At 24.2% G+C, this 17,147-nt stretch carries 23 protein-coding genes; 19 read left to right on the top strand and 4 right to left on the bottom strand.

Translation table 4 applies throughout. From position 1 onward, the window contains the following. The first annotated feature begins 39 nt into the window (after positions 1-39). The 16 genes from AACL22_RS02350 to AACL22_RS02275 all read left to right on the top strand — a co-directional run bounded on the left by AACL22_RS02350 (position 40) and on the right by AACL22_RS02275 (position 9,765). Complete coding sequence (locus AACL22_RS02350; protein ID WP_338989364.1) at positions 40-312, top strand: hypothetical protein; 273 nt, start codon at positions 40-42, stop codon at positions 310-312. Then, positions 296-772, top strand: a complete 477-nt coding sequence (locus tag AACL22_RS02345) for a hypothetical protein (protein WP_338989361.1) — start codon at positions 296-298, stop codon at positions 770-772. Before AACL22_RS02350 ends, AACL22_RS02345 begins: the two co-directional genes overlap by 17 nt. Positions 773-1,156: 384 nt before the next feature. Next, entirely contained in the window at positions 1,157-1,321 is a 165-nt protein-coding gene (locus AACL22_RS02340; RefSeq protein WP_338989359.1) for a hypothetical protein, read from the top strand. A gap of 281 nt (positions 1,322-1,602) precedes the next feature. Then, on the top strand, positions 1,603-1,803 hold the full coding sequence (locus AACL22_RS02335; RefSeq protein WP_338989356.1) for a hypothetical protein: 201 nt from the start codon (positions 1,603-1,605) through the stop codon (positions 1,801-1,803). Between the two features lie 51 nt (positions 1,804-1,854). After that, complete coding sequence (locus AACL22_RS02330; RefSeq protein ID WP_338988774.1) at positions 1,855-2,118, top strand: hypothetical protein; 264 nt, start codon at positions 1,855-1,857, stop codon at positions 2,116-2,118. Continuing rightward, positions 2,085-2,972 (top strand): IS3 family transposase, encoded by an 888-nt coding sequence (locus tag AACL22_RS02325; protein ID WP_338992927.1) that lies wholly within the window; start codon positions 2,085-2,087, stop codon positions 2,970-2,972. Before AACL22_RS02330 ends, AACL22_RS02325 begins: the two co-directional genes overlap by 34 nt. Before the next feature lie 29 nt (positions 2,973-3,001). After that, positions 3,002-4,063 (top strand): hypothetical protein, encoded by a 1,062-nt coding sequence (locus AACL22_RS02320; protein ID WP_338989353.1) that lies wholly within the window; start codon positions 3,002-3,004, stop codon positions 4,061-4,063. A gap of 36 nt (positions 4,064-4,099) precedes the next feature. Then, a complete protein-coding gene (locus tag AACL22_RS02315; RefSeq protein ID WP_338989088.1) occupies positions 4,100-4,597 on the top strand; it encodes a hypothetical protein in 498 nt (165 codons plus the stop codon). 42 nt (positions 4,598-4,639) lie between these two features. After that, complete coding sequence (locus AACL22_RS02310) at positions 4,640-4,783, top strand: hypothetical protein (protein ID WP_338989351.1); 144 nt, start codon at positions 4,640-4,642, stop codon at positions 4,781-4,783. Beyond that, positions 4,767-5,696 carry a hypothetical protein gene (locus AACL22_RS02305; protein WP_338989349.1) on the top strand — a complete coding sequence of 310 codons (930 nt, stop codon included), beginning with the start codon at positions 4,767-4,769 and terminating at the stop codon, positions 5,694-5,696. The genes AACL22_RS02310 and AACL22_RS02305 overlap by 17 nt, the downstream gene beginning before the upstream one ends. A 12-nt stretch (positions 5,697-5,708) precedes the next feature. After that, positions 5,709-6,074: a hypothetical protein gene (locus AACL22_RS02300; RefSeq protein ID WP_338989348.1), complete on the top strand. Its 366-nt coding sequence runs from the start codon at positions 5,709-5,711 to the stop codon at positions 6,072-6,074. A gap of 9 nt (positions 6,075-6,083) precedes the next feature. Continuing rightward, the gene (locus AACL22_RS02295; RefSeq protein ID WP_338988787.1) at positions 6,084-6,644 is read left to right on the top strand and encodes a hypothetical protein; all 561 of its coding nucleotides are present in this window, start codon (positions 6,084-6,086) and stop codon (positions 6,642-6,644) included. Between the two features lie 15 nt (positions 6,645-6,659). Next, complete coding sequence (locus AACL22_RS02290; protein WP_338988785.1) at positions 6,660-6,929, top strand: hypothetical protein; 270 nt, start codon at positions 6,660-6,662, stop codon at positions 6,927-6,929. A 14-nt stretch (positions 6,930-6,943) separates the two neighbouring features. After that, complete coding sequence (locus AACL22_RS02285) at positions 6,944-7,609, top strand: hypothetical protein (protein WP_338989345.1); 666 nt, start codon at positions 6,944-6,946, stop codon at positions 7,607-7,609. A 45-nt stretch (positions 7,610-7,654) separates the two neighbouring features. Continuing rightward, the gene (locus AACL22_RS02280; protein WP_338989258.1) at positions 7,655-8,197 is read left to right on the top strand and encodes a hypothetical protein; all 543 of its coding nucleotides are present in this window, start codon (positions 7,655-7,657) and stop codon (positions 8,195-8,197) included. Next, entirely contained in the window at positions 8,197-9,765 is a 1,569-nt protein-coding gene (locus AACL22_RS02275; protein WP_338989342.1) for a hypothetical protein, read from the top strand. The genes AACL22_RS02280 and AACL22_RS02275 overlap by 1 nt, the downstream gene beginning before the upstream one ends. Positions 9,766-10,644: 879 nt before the next feature. On the opposite strand, the gene AACL22_RS02270 is transcribed toward AACL22_RS02275, so the two are convergent. From AACL22_RS02270 to AACL22_RS02260, 3 genes are all read right to left on the bottom strand, one after another. Beyond that, complete coding sequence (locus AACL22_RS02270; RefSeq protein ID WP_338989340.1) at positions 10,645-10,947, bottom strand: lipoprotein; 303 nt, start codon at positions 10,945-10,947, stop codon at positions 10,645-10,647. 13 nt (positions 10,948-10,960) lie between these two features. Beyond that, a complete protein-coding gene (locus AACL22_RS02265) occupies positions 10,961-12,331 on the bottom strand; it encodes a hypothetical protein (RefSeq protein WP_338989337.1) in 1,371 nt (456 codons plus the stop codon). Positions 12,332-12,786: 455 nt separating this feature from the next. After that, positions 12,787-14,523: a hypothetical protein gene (locus tag AACL22_RS02260; RefSeq protein ID WP_338989336.1), complete on the bottom strand. Its 1,737-nt coding sequence runs from the start codon at positions 14,521-14,523 to the stop codon at positions 12,787-12,789. 66 nt (positions 14,524-14,589) lie between these two features. Here AACL22_RS02260 and AACL22_RS02255 point away from each other — a divergent pair, with 66 nt between their 5' ends. Continuing rightward, positions 14,590-15,570, top strand: a complete 981-nt coding sequence (locus AACL22_RS02255; RefSeq protein ID WP_338992961.1) for an IS30 family transposase — start codon at positions 14,590-14,592, stop codon at positions 15,568-15,570. A 582-nt stretch (positions 15,571-16,152) separates the two neighbouring features. On the opposite strand, the gene AACL22_RS02250 is transcribed toward AACL22_RS02255, so the two are convergent. Then, positions 16,153-16,371, bottom strand: coding sequence for a hypothetical protein (locus AACL22_RS02250; protein ID WP_338989329.1), 219 nt, complete (start codon positions 16,369-16,371; stop codon positions 16,153-16,155). A gap of 334 nt (positions 16,372-16,705) precedes the next feature. On the opposite strand from AACL22_RS02250, the gene AACL22_RS02245 reads away from it, so the two are divergent. Next, entirely contained in the window at positions 16,706-16,810 is a 105-nt protein-coding gene (locus AACL22_RS02245) for a lipoprotein (RefSeq protein ID WP_338988829.1), read from the top strand. Further along, positions 16,794-17,147, top strand: coding sequence for a hypothetical protein (locus AACL22_RS02240; protein WP_338989334.1), 354 nt, complete (start codon positions 16,794-16,796; stop codon positions 17,145-17,147). The genes AACL22_RS02245 and AACL22_RS02240 overlap by 17 nt, the downstream gene beginning before the upstream one ends.

The following is a 17,147-nucleotide window of genomic DNA, read 5'->3' as shown; positions in this document are numbered from 1 at the left end:
TTTGAGCAACAAATAAAAATAATTAAGGAGTATAGATAAATGACAGAATATAAAAGTTTGTATATTAATAAAACTTGAAATGAAATAACAACGTCATTTGATTGAGTTAATTGTCAGCCTGTTAATTGTCGTATTTCACATCATAAAAAGCATTATAATTTACAATGTTTAGAATGAGCCAAAATGTACTTAATTTTATTTAAAAACAATTGAGATGTAATTGCTTCTTATATGCAACATTACAAAATTAACGATATTTTAGATTTAGCATCCGATGGATGAAAAATATTACAAATTGACAAAAAAAAATAAAACAAATAAATTAAAATATATTATTGCAATTGACCCTGTTGGAATTAGACAAACTGGTATGATTATTTATAATGTTTTGCAAAAGAAAATAATTAATAATATTACTTTTAATTCTAAAAATGAAGAAGAAGCAATAAATAATATGTATTTAATATTAAATGAGTTTAAAAATAAAATTTGTTCTTATTTAAATAAAGTTATTGTAATAATTGAAGATTATCAACTTAATAAAGGTTTAAAAATAAAAAATCCATTAGCTACTCCTAAATTTATTGGTGGTTTAAAAGTTTTATGTAAATATCTATTTAATTTAAATTATGTTTTACAATCGCCAGTTGTTAAGAAAAATTATATTTATAAAGGAAATATTAAAATGACAGAGCACGAACACGATGCTTGAAAACATTTACAATATTTTATAACAGAAGGAGTTGATAAAAATGGCACAAACAAAAAGTAATTTACTTAAAAAATCAATAACTAATAAATCTAAAATAAAAAAGTTAATAAATTAGAATTAACTGTTAGATTACATGAAAACCCAATTAAAACTAAAATTAAGGCACTGGTTGCTGCTGGTGTTGAAGTTGATGCTTGTTCTGCGAAATGTCAGTGAGAAGGATTAAATTACTCAACATTATCAATTTATAATCCGTCAGTTGTATCTGCTTTTTTGAAATTAAAAAAAAGATGATGAGATAAAAATTAAAGGCTCAGTATTTAATCAGTTAAATATAAAAACTAAACGCTATTTTTTATCTTTTCGAGTCGATAGTTTCGAAATTATACAAAAAGCGATTAGAAAAAGAACAAATACAAATATTAAAAAATAGGAGGAAAAACAATGGCATTAAAAAATGTAAAATTTGTTCTTATTGATAAAAATAATGAACCTATTAAAAATGAAGATGGTAGTTTAGATATTAAAACTGCTGAAATTATTTTAGAAAATACTGTTGAAATAGTAATCAACAAATCAACTAACTACAAACAAAAAATACTGAATTAACTTCACAAATTGAAGAACAAACAATTCAATTAAAACAAATTGAAGTAATTGATTTTATAAATTCTTTAACTGATAATGAAGATTTTAAAAATGTTTTATTAAAATCTTATGATATTACTGATGATATTGAAATCATTAAAGTACAATTGCAGAGTGTTTATGATGAATTAATTAAGGTACAAACAGTTAATACTGGTGGCGTACCAAAATCAGAAAATAAAGAAAACAATATTTTAGATACAGACAATGTATTTAATAAATAAGAAAGAAGGTATAAAATTATGGCACAAAATCCACAAAGAATATTCGGCGATATTGTTAATCAAGCAACACAAAAAGATTGTGAATCATTTGACCAATGATATTTACAAACTTATCAACAAAAATTTAGCTGAGAGGCATTATTTGCGTGAAAAGAAGCAAATAAGTTTGGTTTAACATATAAAAGAAAGAAAAAATATAGAGTGCACCCAAAAAAGTAAGTAAAATAAAAAAAAGATTTTGCTAAATTTTTATAGGGGGTGCATTTTTATATGGCAAAAAAAGGACAAAAATATAACAAATATACATCAGAATTTAGAACAAAAATCATTGAGGAAATTAAACAAAAAAGTTGTTGAATAGTAGCAAAACAATATAATATAAATGCAAATACAGTAGAATCTTGATGAGCAAATCATAAAAAAGGAAAATTAAACAATCCTAAAGGACCTAAAATTTCTTTTGCCAAAAGAAATTTAGAATATTATAAAACAAGGTATGAATTATTAAAAAAGCTCCATGACTTTTACAATTAAGCAAACTAAGAATTGTCTCTTTTATTAAACAAAATTTTTGTGAATATTCAATAAAATTATTACTAGAAGTAACAGGGTTAAAACGTAGTTATTGAGATAAATATAAAAATTATGACAGTAGCAAAAAAGATAAAAAAGCAATAAATGATATTGTAAAAGTCTATGAAGAAAATTTAAAACAATTTGGTTATCGAAGAATTACTAAATATTTAAAGGAAGATTATGGTATAAAATATAATTCAAAAAAAGTTTTAAGAATTATGCGTGATAATCAAATACAATCTGAATATGTAAGAAAAATGAGAAGAAAAATGAAATATAAACAGAATAAAGAAAAAAGCTTATTGCAATATCCTGATTTAATTAATCGTAAATTCAATGATATAAAAACAAGGTTTTCAGTACTATATACTGATGTAACATATTTAATTTGAAAAGGAGAAAGATATTATCAATCAACAATTATTGATGGATATACTAAAGAAATAGTTGATGTAAAGTGATCTAAATATAATGACAATAAATTAGTAATGGATAATTTAAATGATGCAATTAATAAAATAAAATTAATAAAAAAAGATCTGAATGGAATAATAATTCACTCAGATCACGGATATCAATATACATCCACTATTTATCACGATAAATGTTTATCTAACGGTATTACAATTTCAATGGGAAAAAATTACCACTGTGCAGATAATATTGTTATAGAAAGTTTTCATTCATTACTTAAGAAAGCTACTATCCATAATAAAATATATAATTCACATGAAGAATATATACAAGATGTTATAAAATGAAATACATGATATTCAAATCGTAAAGAAAAAGATATAATTAAAAAAAAGTAAATACTTTTTATTAGTACTTACTAAAATGGGTGCACTCTAATATTAAATATAATGAAGGTATAGGAAAAGAAAAAAAAGTATTTAATACTGATGACAGTCTTTTAAACTATACTGAAGTAAAGTTTGAAGATGGAACAGTTGAATTAGATACAATTTTAACTTTTGCTCGTAAATTAGACCCCGTAGAAAGTGATTTTAATCCCAATCTTTGGGCGGCTGATATTGAGCAAGCAATGGATACTGAAGTTGCTTATAAACGCAATAAAATTTTAGAAATTATTAATAAAGGAACTGTTACAACTATTCAAGGACAAAAATCAGATGATACAAATGCTTTACAAATCCACGATGAAATTATGGATAAAATATATGAAAATGGCTTTACCCCATCAGAAACAGTTGTCTTGGATTCGGCTGATTTTATTCGTGGAATTCGTAATAAATTACAGTTACAACTTGGCGCAAATGACCAAATAAATAGCGTAATTGAAACAAGTGGAGCAATGAAAACTGTTGAAGGAACAACATATTATATGGTTCCTAAAAAATTACCAATTATTAATAAAGATGGTTCAGAAGGAACAATTGAATTATTACCAAACGGAGTTAATGCAATTGCCTTTAAATTTAGTAAAAAATATGATCCTCTTATTTTACGCAAAAAAGACCATACTCCGCTAAGGGTTGGTGCTGCTGCGTTAGGTACTGGAATGGGTAATACTTTAATTATGGAAAGAGTTTTATATTTAGGTGGAGCAGTAGTTGAACCTAAAGGAATTATTAAACATATTGTTACAAAAATTGATATTAGTAAAATTAATAAATTAGATAAACCAACTATTCATGTTGTAAATCCAACACAAACAACAGCAGAACAGTTAAAACCACAATTTAAAGATGTTGTTTTAAAAGCAGTTAAAGCCGTAAATAGTTCTTTAACTGAAAGTGATTTTGATTACTTTATTGAAAGTAAAGGTGAAGATTGACCAATTAATATTACAAATGATAAAACTGTTTCTGTTCAAATTGAAGGTAAAAACAACGCTACTGGTCAAACATCTCCGATTGATGTTAAAATTAAAAATTCTTAATAGTACTAAAAAATAGTACTTTTTCGTTTGATAGATATGCCAATTAGAACATCTAAAACAGCTCTTATTTATGCTGTTAAAAAAAATCCAACTAGATTGTCAATCCAACAACAAGAAAAAAATTTTGGTTTACAGTTATTAGAATTTTTAGGAATTCAAGTTTTAGCTCTTGGTTTATCAGTTTTAACTGGTGGTATTGCTTCGGCTGTTGGTCTTGGTACGGGATTATCTAATTTTGCCGCAGCATTTATCTCGTTTGGAGTAGAAACAGCAACCGATTTTGCCGTAAATCAAATATATGATAAATTAACATCAGAAGTAACAGCAAAAAGTACCGCCTTAAATTTGTTACCAGCAATTGGCGGTGTTGGTAAATTAACGCGTGCTGCTCGAACAACTAGAATTTTAAAATTAGCAAAAGAAACTAAATTACTTGAAAAATTAGGTGTAATAACTGCTAATAATTTAGAAGATGTTGTAAAACAAGTTACAGGCAAAAAGATTTTATCTGATAAATTAATATTTGATTTTTAAAAGCAGGCTAATAATGAAACTTTATTATATACATTTGGTAAATTGGCCCGAAATGATTTTTATAAAGGTTTTAAAGTTTCTAATTTAGAAACAATTAATAATTTATTAAAAATTGAGAAAAATATTCAAAAAATAAGCCCTACATTAGTTCAAAAAATACCGCGCGTAAATGAAAAAAAATGCTAATAAATTGTTATATGAATATGGATTAAATATTGATAAAATAAGCAAAATTAATACTAATGAGTGATATAACATTATGACTAATCTTCATAAAAAAGGTGTTGGTAAAAATCTACTATTAAATGCTAATTTAATGCGGAGCAGTAAAATATATAATAATAAATTATTAAATATTTTTCACCAAACACCAATTAAATTAAATAAAATTTTAAATCATTTAAACCCAAATTTTTATATTCAAAAAGTAACTAAAAAATTATTAGCCCCTATTGAAAAACAAATAATTACAATTAAACAAAAAGTAATTAATAAAATTACTGATAAAACTAAAAAAATATTCTCTAAATTTGAAACTAAAGCTATTAAAAAAGGCCAATTATTACCCTTTGCTTATGGTTCTGATGTTTTTTTAGCAGTAAAAATTGTTCCATTATCAGTTGCGGGAGAAGTTGCTTTAACAATATATTATAAAAATCCTAAATATGTCCCTATTGTCGTTATGACAACTTTAATCAAAGCAGAACAGTTTGTTTTGGCTCCTGAACCGTTTAAATTCTATATGAACAGTGAGTGGTTTATTGGTTGGGGATTTAAAAAAACAAGTTTGTTTAATTTAGTTTCTTTTGCCCCACTTGTTTATCAGCAAGTAGTAAAAGATAGTTTTAAAATATATCGGATAATTGCTAAGATATTAAAAATGCAAGAACAATTTAAAAATAACTTTAATAAAGATAAATTGTTAAATACGCTAGAAGATAGTGTGGTTACTAGTTTGTTAGGTAATGGACTAGTATTTCAAGCATATAAACAACTCAGAACAAAACAAGATTTAAACAAAACAATTAAAACAAAAACATTACTAAATAGTAAAAAATTTATATTAAAGAAAATATATTTTAAAAAAAGTAAATGATAAGGAGATGATTAAATGTTAAATGAATTATGACAAAATGTTACTTTGGAAAATTATAATAATTTTATTCCAATGACAGGTAAAATTACACAAGTTCCAGTTCGTTATAATAAGTTCTTTAAAGGTGATGTAGAATTATGATTTAAAACATTTGCTTTAAGAGCCAAAAATATGATTAATTCTTACTTAAACTATCCATTTTCAAAACTAAAGTTTGAAACATTTAAAGATCCATTATTAAAGAAAATTTGTATTAATATGGTGTTTATTACGATTGAGCATTGAACATTTAACCGCATTCCAATTGAATTTTTTACTTTGGCAAATATGAGTGTTGGTGATATTAATTATTCATCGCAAAATGACCCTATGATTACTTAACAAGGTCTATTGCCTACCTATGCAAAATCATTGGCTAATTTAACAACTTTAAAGAAAATGTTTCGTACTTTTCAAGAAGAAGGTATTGATTTAACAATGATTGATTTAGAAGCATATTATACTCAATTAGAAGTTGATGCTTTATTAGATAAACTTGTTATAGAAAAAATTAAAGATGAAAAACTTGCAAAAATAAAAGAAGAAATTTTAGATGAATTAAAAAAATCAATTGTTATACCAAAAGTTCCAGATTGAGAAATTGTTGATACTAGTGATTTTAAAGTTGGACAAAAAGGATATACTATTCCTAATTTTGATAAAGAAAATTATATTTATAGAATTTGAGCCTCAGGAAAAAATATCAAAGGAGATTTAAAAAGTCAAGGGATGTTGCAAACAAGGCATAGTTTTAGACAAACAATAGGTGTTATATATGATCAAATAGGTGTTAATAGTGCATGTTTAGCATTATCTATTAATCCTGATGGATTGATTAATATTGGAGTTAATGGTCCAGCAACATTTAGACCTTTGGGATTTGTGTTTATTGAAAGAAAAAAGGTAAATTAGAAAGGAGATGTTATTATGTCAAAAGTAAATATTAAAGATGTAATTATGTTTTTGAAAATCTTTGGAGTTTCATCATTGTTTTTTATCGCAGGAATTATTATTTGTTTTATAGGAGAAAAAACATTAGGTATTTCTTGACCGGCATATGTTATTGTTTCAGCAATGCTTATCGGAGCTGGAATTATAGTTTTGATTATTGAAACAATTAGATTTATCAAAACACATAACAAAAAACAAAAAGAAGATAGTATTGAAGATGTTATTAAAAAAGAAGAAACAAAATAAAGGGGAAGTTATAAATGGGATTGTTACCAGCAAAAAAGAAAATAAAAAAAGATTATGATATTGATAGTTATTATCTTAATTTAGCATCAACTATTACTAATCGTAAAAATGTTACTGTTCAAAAACATAATGAGATTTTAAAAAAAAGAATTTGTGAAGATAATGCTAATTTTTTAAATCCACGAGATTTAGAAATTAGCATTTATAATCCACTTACTAATCAACAATTAGATACTAAATTAATTAATAACTTTTTAAAGATGCAAGACTTTACTAATAAAAATTGATATAACGAATATAAAATTAATAAGAATGGTAGGGGTACATACTTTATTTTTGTTAATAATTCAAAACTTAATTTTATTACTATTGATTTTTACAATGACCAATATGATGAATTAGGTAATTTAGTATCTTGTACTTTTGATTATGACTCTTATATTAAAAATGACCAGAGTATTTTTATTACTGAAAAATTAGAGATTGATGCTGTAACTAAACAAGTTAAAGTTATTAGAAAGTTAAAAACACGATTATATAGTACTATTACCGACTTATATATTGATGATGCTAAATGAAATAACTATACAACTTTACAAAGAGAAGAAATATTACCACTTAATTTTATTCCAATTCAAATTATTCCTAATAACCCTAATTTTGAGCCTTCTGCTCGTTAGGGTAAACAATTTGCTAGTATTTTAGATATTATTGCTGAAAAGATAATGTTAGATCCATTATTAAATAGTGGTAAATTTACTATTAATACTAACGGCGTGACTGGTGTAGTTGACCAAGAAATTAGTAAAATGCTAGCTTCATTTATTGAAAATGACTTGTTATTAGTTGAAGGAGACCCTGATAGTAATTTTCAACCAGTAGATTATATTGCGGGTAATTTTAAAGGTGAACAATTAACCAAAATATATGATTGATTATTAACTAATTACTATAAAATAAATCGCCATCATGTTCCCGCAATCGCCAAGGGAGCCCAACAAACACAAGCAGAAGTTGCGGGAGTAAATATTCAAACAAACGCATCATATGAACAAATGATATATATTAGAGAAATTAAATTAACTGAATTCATTATTAAGTTAATTAAATATGATAATGCGATTTTAAACAGTAGAACATTCAATATTAAAAATATTGATGAGTTAATTGTTGATGTTCGCTTACCAGTAAATGCTACTTTAAACAGACAATTAAAAAACAACGAAACTATTATCAATATGCCTAATGAAGAAGGAGAACAAGAATAATGTTAAAACCATCTGAAAAAATGTTAGCACAATTAGCGGAAAATGATGAACCAATTGACTATTCAATCGATAGTATTCCGTTAGATTTTGCTGCTCAATCGCAGTACAGCAACCCTGACTTAGAACAATTATTTACTGAAGACCGTGCAAGAACCTTATATATTTATAAAATTAATAATATTGTTAAGACAAAGCAAAAACCAATCTTAAATTACTCTCAAAATAGCGTTAAAATAGGTTTTATTGACAAAGATGAATATATTAAAATAACTGGTTATGAAATTAGTGATTTTAACTTTAAATTACAAATTCAACAAAATACCACAGTCCAAGATAATAGCACAAGTTATGTTATGATTGATGAAAAAGATATTTTAATTAATGATATTTCAAAACAAGACAAAGAATTTTTAGAATCCTATGACTTAAAAATAGTATCTATTAATGAGCCAATTAGTGAAGATAACAAAAATGAATGTTATATCATTGAAGAATACAAAGGCCCTTATTCACCCGATGGTGTTAATATTATTAAATCTATGCATTTAGTTAAAATAACTAATTTTAAATGAAAAAACCAAAATAGTATTCATTTAGTATTACAAAAATCATTACCCGAAGACACAGTATTTACTGGGATTGAAATTAAATACCCTAAATCAATGTTATTTGGAAATATTAAGTGTTGAGGCAATGTTAATGGTGTTTATTCTTATCCATCATCAATAGTTGAAAACGCTAGTTTAGTACCTTTACTATCAATGCCAATTGAAACAAACCCTAATGTAAGAATATTTCAGTATTGATTTACTGAAAGTTTTTTACCATGAAGTATAGCCAAAAACTATATTCAAGGAAAAGATATTTTAGATTTGGTAAATAAAAATGGTTTAGAAAAAGTTTTATTAAATTATTTAACATATCGTTATAATTATGACCGTAAATTTCAAGGAGCAAAATACGATGAAAAAGGTAATCCTACCAATAAAGCGGCTGAACTGCGCCAAAAATTCGAAGGACAAAAACCCGAAGATGTAATTGATGGTTTATTTGAAAATTGAAAATTAGATAATTCCACATTTCTTAATGAAAATGTTGTCAAAAGATTTAAACAAATTATTTATATGTTATCAAATTATACATATAGCAAGTATGCAATTAATAAAGGCTATAATGATGATATTAAATTAATTGCTCCTTATTATTTTAAACTAATTTCAAAACCAAATAGATTAGAAGAAGGATATTTTTATTTTTCAGATTGTCAAGTACAAATATATTCATTATATTTTGATTTTATTGGTTCTAATCCACCAATTACAGTAAATTATTGAAAAGAAATTAAAGCACAAGAAAAACCATTTAATCAAGTGGATAATAAATGATATTTTGCTATATGGAAACCTAATAATTCTATTTATTGAAAAATATCAAAATTTAAACACGATACAAATAAAGGAAAAAAATGAGGATTGAGATCCATTAAAACCATATTATATTGATCTCTTTTTATGGGTTTTTGAAACAAAAGAACAAGATTTATTAATAGATGATCAATCAGAAGGTAAAATAGAACGAATTTTTTGAAATGAAGATAAGGGACGAAATTTTAAAGCAGTTTATCGTTGAAATGGTGGTGGTGAACCTCTTAAACCTTTAATTGATTCAAGTACTGGAAAAATTATTGATTGAAATTTAAAACAACAAATAAATGTTAATAATAACAAAGATAATGAAATTAAAGTAAGTGTTAAAAATAAAGATATTTCAGAAAATCCTATTTATCGATTAGAAGCAAATTTTTTTAATTGATTATCCGTAACAAATGAATTAGAAACAAATAACATTCCTTCTCTTATTCCATCAGAAATTAAATTATCTGATGGTGAATATGGGAAATATTTAACTAATTTAATTGTTTTTAATGACAAAATAGAAAACTATTTAAATTATTTTTCTGAATGATATAAATTACTTTATTCTAAAATAGATTGAATTAGTACAATCGAAGATTTAATTGATTATAGTATTAAAATAACTTTTGATAAAAAACTATTTAATTTAAATCAAATTGAAATATCAGGTATATGAGGTTATGGTAATTATGAAATTACAATTTTTACTGAAAAAGAACAAATTAATATTAATAATTTACAACTATTTAATAAAAATAATGAAAAATTATCATTAATTATATTAGAAATATAAAAAGTCATTTATTAAAATGACTTTTTATTATTCATTAACTTTTACATTACCGGTTTTATCAATAATTAAATTAGGTACATTAGTATCTTCTAAATTTCAACGATAAACTGCTTTAAAATTTCGTCCCTTATCTTCATTTCAAAAAATTCGTTCTATTTTACCTTCTGATTGATCATCTGTTAATAAATCTTGTTCTTTTGTTTCAAAAACCCATAAAAAGAGATCAATATAATATGGTTTTAATGGATCTCAATCCTCATTTTTTTTCCTTTATTTGTATCGTGTTTAAATTTTGATATTTTTCAATAAATAGAATTATTAGGTTTCCATATAGCAAAATATCATTTATTATCCACTTGATTAAATGGTTTTTCTTGATATGCTATTCATTCTAAAATACCATTTTTTGTTTTTATATTATTTTTTTCTTTTAGTTTATTTAATTGTTCCTCGATATATTGTGGTGTATTACAGGCAACTAAACTGGCTGTACTTGTTCCTATTAAAGTGATTGTTCCCAAAAAACTTAATTTCTTTTTCATATCGTGTTTATAATTAATTCTTTACTACCACTATATCTGTTTTTTTATTTTTAAATGTTACATTTTTTTCTTCCGAATTTAAGGGAATAGCTTCCCCAATCTCAGTCTGATGCATAATTATTTCTTTTTTACTTTTAATATCATAGTAAAAATTTATACTATTATCATTATTTATTTTTATTTTTGAGGGTAAAATTTCATTTTCAAATAAACTAAGCATAGCATCTTTAATTGAAATATTAACTATTATTTCATTATTATTTTTATCAATTAATTTTGCACTAACCATACCTTCAATTTTTTGATAATAATTTAAAATAAGCTCTATATTATTTTGTAAAGAAGTAACATAAACTGAAATTTTACTATGTGGTGGCACCTTTACTGGTTGAGATGGAACAGTTATTGTTGTAGTGTTTGTGGTTGTTTTAATTTCTGTTTCAGAAGAATTTGAAGTATCTGTTATAGTATAAGTTTTTGACTTCCCTCATGTATAACCACCACCAGCTTCAACTGCAACTTCAAGTTTTGCACCAAAAACAACAGGGACACCAGCATTACTACTAGCTTTTGCTGTAACTTTAGTATTTACATTTGTACTTCAATTATCAGTATTTGATGTTGTTTCTGATTTAGAAAATCCATTTATTTTTTGAAATGTATTTGTTTCTGTTAATTGTTTAGAACAAGAAACTGTATTTTGAATTTGTTCAATACTACTATTATTTATAAATGTTGAGTTAGAATCTTTACAAATATCATTAAGATCTTGTTCTAAATTATATGATTTATTTTTTTGTGTTTCTTCTAAAACAAGTTCAGATTCTGTTAAATTTTTTAAATTAATATTTAAAATCTGTTTAATTTCAGAATTAGGATTTTGTTTTTTATGATATAAATATAACCCTCTTTTTACTTGATCTCTCATATTAATAATTTTAGATTCAATTAATTGCAATGTATCATATTCATAAACTTTATTATCTTTTGAACCAAAGTATAATTTGTTATTTAAAGCTACCCCAGAAGATCAAATACCACCATTTGTTGTAATTACAACTTTTTGTTGTCCAGTTTCAGGATTATATTCATAAACATTATGATCAAAAGAACCAAAGTATAATTTATTATTTAAAACTACACCGGAAGAAATAATACTTTTATTTGTTATAATAACAATTTCTGAAATTCCAACAATATTATTTTTTTTATTATCTTGTCTTTTTACTCTATTTAATTTTTCTAAATTATTTTTTTGTGAATAATTAACTTTACTAATTTCTAATTTAGTTTCTTCTTTTTGATAGGGGCTAGCAGCAATTGTTGTTGGTACAGCGGTTCCACCAATAGTTAATAGACTTAATAAACTTAAAAGTTTTTTCATTTTATTATTTCCTTTCTTTTATCTTGAAAATTTTTATCAAGATCTATTGACATTATATATATATATATATATACAAGCACTTTTTAAACATATTTGAGAAAGGAAGTTATTTAAATGATTATTATTGTGATTATATTGTACTAATCTGGGCTCGCGGTGATTTTCATAAGTCTTGCGAAAAATGCCTTAAAGTTTAAAAAAACTTTTGCCGCGCTTTTCAAAATACTTGGGAAAAATTCTAAGCGTTAAGCGAAGAATTTTATAAAGGTTCCCAAATTTGTTTGAAAGAACCTCAAAATCTTTTTTAACTTGTAAGTCATTTTATCACAAAAATTTAAGAAAATCAACCGCTCGCCCAAAACCTAAAAAATCTGCTATGACAGATTTAATAAAAATATAGATAAAAATTAATTGAAATATTCTCTAATTTTATTTCAATAATATTATAATACATTTTATATACCCATTTTAAAGCGATACGGATAAGAACCATAAAACAAAGCATCATATGGATCGTGGTACATTTTACTGTCGGGTGTGTTTGTTTTGGTATCGCTAAATCTTAATTCACTAATACACTTATCTAAAAATGGGAAGTTATATAATATACCATATATTTTGCCTTGAACAAACATTTTTTTTATTCATGTTACACGATTAATTATTCCCGCTTCTTTATTAAGGGATGTCTGATGTTTTTTGGCTTTAAACATCTTAATTTTATAACCTAAATAAGGGTAAATATCTTCTTGTAATTTTTGCATAAAGTCATGAGCATTAATATCATAATAAAATGTAGCATATTCAAAACCATCAAATTTATCAAAACAGTTAATTATTCATTGTCCGTAATGTTCAACTATTTCATTTAAATTCATTGCGTTTTTTGGGGTAACAACATTTTCTTTAATTAAATATTTATCATATTCATTATTTTCATTAATTTTATAACCACTAAATAAAAATACTGTATGGTCTTCACTACCATTAGCATAATCAACACCAATTGAATAACTATCAAATTGATATTGTTTTGTATTTGTATTATAAAAATCTTGTAAATTATACTCTTTAATATATTTACGATAATTTCGTAAAACATAAATACTGGGGTCATTATCGTTATATTCAAAACCGTAATATTCAAGTTCAAATAAATCGGGTCGTTCTTCTTTATTTGCTAAAACAATTTTTTTGGTAATATCAGGTATTTTATTTCAAACAGCCCCCATAGTTAAACGCAAATTAAAAATACCCAAACCATTAAATGCTTGTTTGTTTTCTGAATATACCTGATTGTGTTCTTTTAAAATATTTTTAATTCTTTCATTTAAAGGTAAATATGGCGTTACAAATTTTTCATAAAAGATATGGTATTTATCAAAAGGATTAAAGGTAAATTGATTAGAATATGTTTTATAAAAATATGTTGTAACTGTTATATATTGTTTTGCTATGTTGTCTCATTCTTGAAATGTCCAAGATAATTCTTTTACTGGAATAGGATTATCTAAATTATATTGTTCATTATCATTTTCATCCGTGTATTTTTCGTAAGACACTTTTAAACTTTTAGAACGAAACATTGAAACTCTTAAATTATTATATCTTTTATCTAGTTCTTTATCAGTTAAGATTTCTTTTTCTTCAGCATGTATCATTTCGTCAGTTCATGCTGATATAATACCACTACCTTTACCAACTTTCCCCATAATTTTATTACCATTAGCATAACCAGCAAAAGCAATGCGAACACCACTAGGAAAAACAATTTCGCCACCTTCTTTAACATTTTTAGGTCAAACAATACCATTTTCATTGTCATACCCTATATCAATCCCATATTTATCATATAGATAGTTGCAGACATTAATTGTATCGCCAAATGTAGTATCTTCGTGGGTATTGGCATATCTTCGTAAAATGTTAGATGAAGCATCGGTAAAATTACAAGCAAAAAATAATTTTTCTGCTAGGTGATTTCATGTCTTATTAGTACCACGCCCCGCTGAGACAAACTTAAAAAAACATGGCGAAGTAAAATATCGGGCATAACTATCACCAACAAAATCTTTAAATACTTCTCAATCAAAACCAAAATTATAGTCACTAAAATTTAAATTATATTTTTTATTTAAATGTTCATAACTAGTAATTCGTTTTTTATTATTAATTTTACTAAATTCTTGCATATTTATTGACCTCTTTATTTTATATATAATACATTATAAGAAAAAATGAAAGGAATTTGTATAAAAATGAGAAAATTTAAACATTTAACATTTGATGAACGAGATTTATTTAAAGATTTATTATTATCTGATACTTGTAAAAAGAAAAATGGCACAATTAATTTATCTGAAATATCACGACAAACGGGTCGTGGAGTTAATACTGTTAAAAGAGAAATTAAGCGATTTAAAAATATACAATATTATAATCCATATCAAGCACAAAAAGATTATAAACAAAAACGTAAAAAATGCATTAAAAAACTACCTAAATTTACAAAAGAGCAGTTAGATTTTATTAAAATAAGATTTAATAAATACCACTATACACCCGAACAATTAATTTATCGTTATTTCTTGGAATTTGGTGTTAAATTTCCTGTTTGTGTTAAAACATTGTATAAATGAATTCGCTTAGGTGAATTTGGATTAAAAAAAGAAAATTTACCCCATCGTGGTAAAAAATACAAAACAAAAGGAAAAACTGATAATCGTGGTAAATTAACTAACTTTAAATCAATTTGAGATATTGAAAATAAAGTTTCTAATGTTGGATGATTTGAAATGGATACTGTTGTAGGAAAAGACCATCAATCTAGTAATTTAGTTTTAGTAGAACAATCAAGTAAAAATTATTTTGTAATGAAATTAAAAAATAATACTGCTAATGAAGTTTTAGAAAAATTTAAAGATATTGTTAAAAATAATAATTTAATTGGGAAAATTAAAGGAATAATAACTGATAGAGGAAAAGAATTTAGTAAATGAAGAGAAATGAAAATATTTGCTGAAACACAAGTTTATTTTTGTGACCCCGGTAAACCACAACAAAAACCATTAATTGAGCATATGAACGGTGAATTTAGATATTGACTTTCTAAGGGAATTGATTTTAATAATATTAGTCAAAAAATGATAGATTGAGTAGTTAATGTTATAAATGATAAACTCCGACCATGTTTAAATTGATTAAGTGCAAAGACAATGTTTTTACAAAATTTTAAATAAATTTATTAGTTAAAATTTAATAAATTATTTTTAGTGCGCTTAAATATGAATAAAATAAGATAAAATTACAAAAATTTAATTTTTTCTGAAAAAGTTGTTGCAATTTATTAAAAATATTTTATTATTAACTTAACAAGATATAAATTTGCCGTTTATATATACACAGCGCCAATCATAAACATAATACTTTTTATCAACTGGAAATTTACTTGGCATAAAATATTTAGCATCCATTTGTAATAATCCTAATTCTTTAACTTCATATCTTGGATGTTGTCTTTTAATTTTTTTAATTTTATTTTTTATTTTTAATCATCGTTTATCTTTTTTAAGTCAACGAAAAAATGTTTTTAAATTTTTTGGTGCTTTATTTTTTAATTCTTCGCCATGAATTCCTTTTTTTTAAATTATAAAACAATGATAAAACACCACCAGCACGTTTATCAGAATATTCAAAATATAAATCACAGATATTTTCACGAACATCATTACTATATTGATAATTAATATTATTAGGAACTGTTAATTTTAATAATAAATCTTCAAAATTATTATTTGCATATGCAACTAAAATTTTATTCGCTAAATAATAAAAAGTTGAAAATTTATTTTAAAATATTTTTTAATTAAATCTTTTAATAACAACTTAGTTTCAAGAAAAAACTCCTTACATAAATTAATATATGCAAATATTTTCTTTTTTATTCTTTTATAATATTTATTTTGATAATTTTTACTTAAAAAATCTTGCAATTTTGCTTGTAAATCGCTTAAATTAGAGTTATTAATAATATATTTCATTAATTTACACCCACCTTAAAAATATATATTATAATTATTGTTAATTATAACATTTTGAAATTAATTAACTTTTTATTAGTTATTATTTACAATTTGTAAAGAAAGAAGAGAAAATATTATGCATGACTTAATAAACCTAGACGAAGATTTAAGAAAATGTAAAAATTGTAGTTTTATTACTCAAAAAATAGATGATAAATGAATGACTATAAATATTGGCGATAAAAACTGTGATAAATAAAAATTAATTTTATCTTTAATTTATAAAATATATCAAATACCCAACTAAAAATGTTAAAATGATTATAATATTTTAAAAAAAAGGAAAAATTATATGAAAAAGATACTTAGTATTTTAGGAACAATTGGAATAACAGCAACAAGTACAACATCATTAATTAGTTGTGAAAAACCAAATAACAATGAAAACGGGGGGTAATAAACCAGAACCTAAACCCGAAAAACCACAAGAACCGCCAGTTGAAGGTAATTGAAAATTAATTACTGATTATAATTCATTTGTTTTTAATATAGATAATAAATTTTATTTTTTTGTTTTTCAACCTTTTAATAGTAAACAATGAAAAATATTAAAATTTAAACATGATACAGATTACGCCAAAGAAATAAATGGTATTCCATTTATTCCCAGTGATATAAAAGTTTATGTTGAAATGGGTAAATTAAAAGGTCTTTATTGTTGAGATAGAGTTGGTGAACCACAAAAACCAACAATTAATCTAAATACTGGTGAAATTACAGATTGAAAAGGTTAA

This window comes from Spiroplasma endosymbiont of Seladonia tumulorum, assembly GCF_964020235.1.
In the GTDB taxonomy this organism is placed as follows: Bacteria; Bacillota_I; Bacilli_A; order Mycoplasmatales; family Mycoplasmataceae; genus Spiroplasma.
Note: the sequence above shows the minus strand (reverse complement) of the source record. Positions and strands in the feature narration are given on the sequence as shown.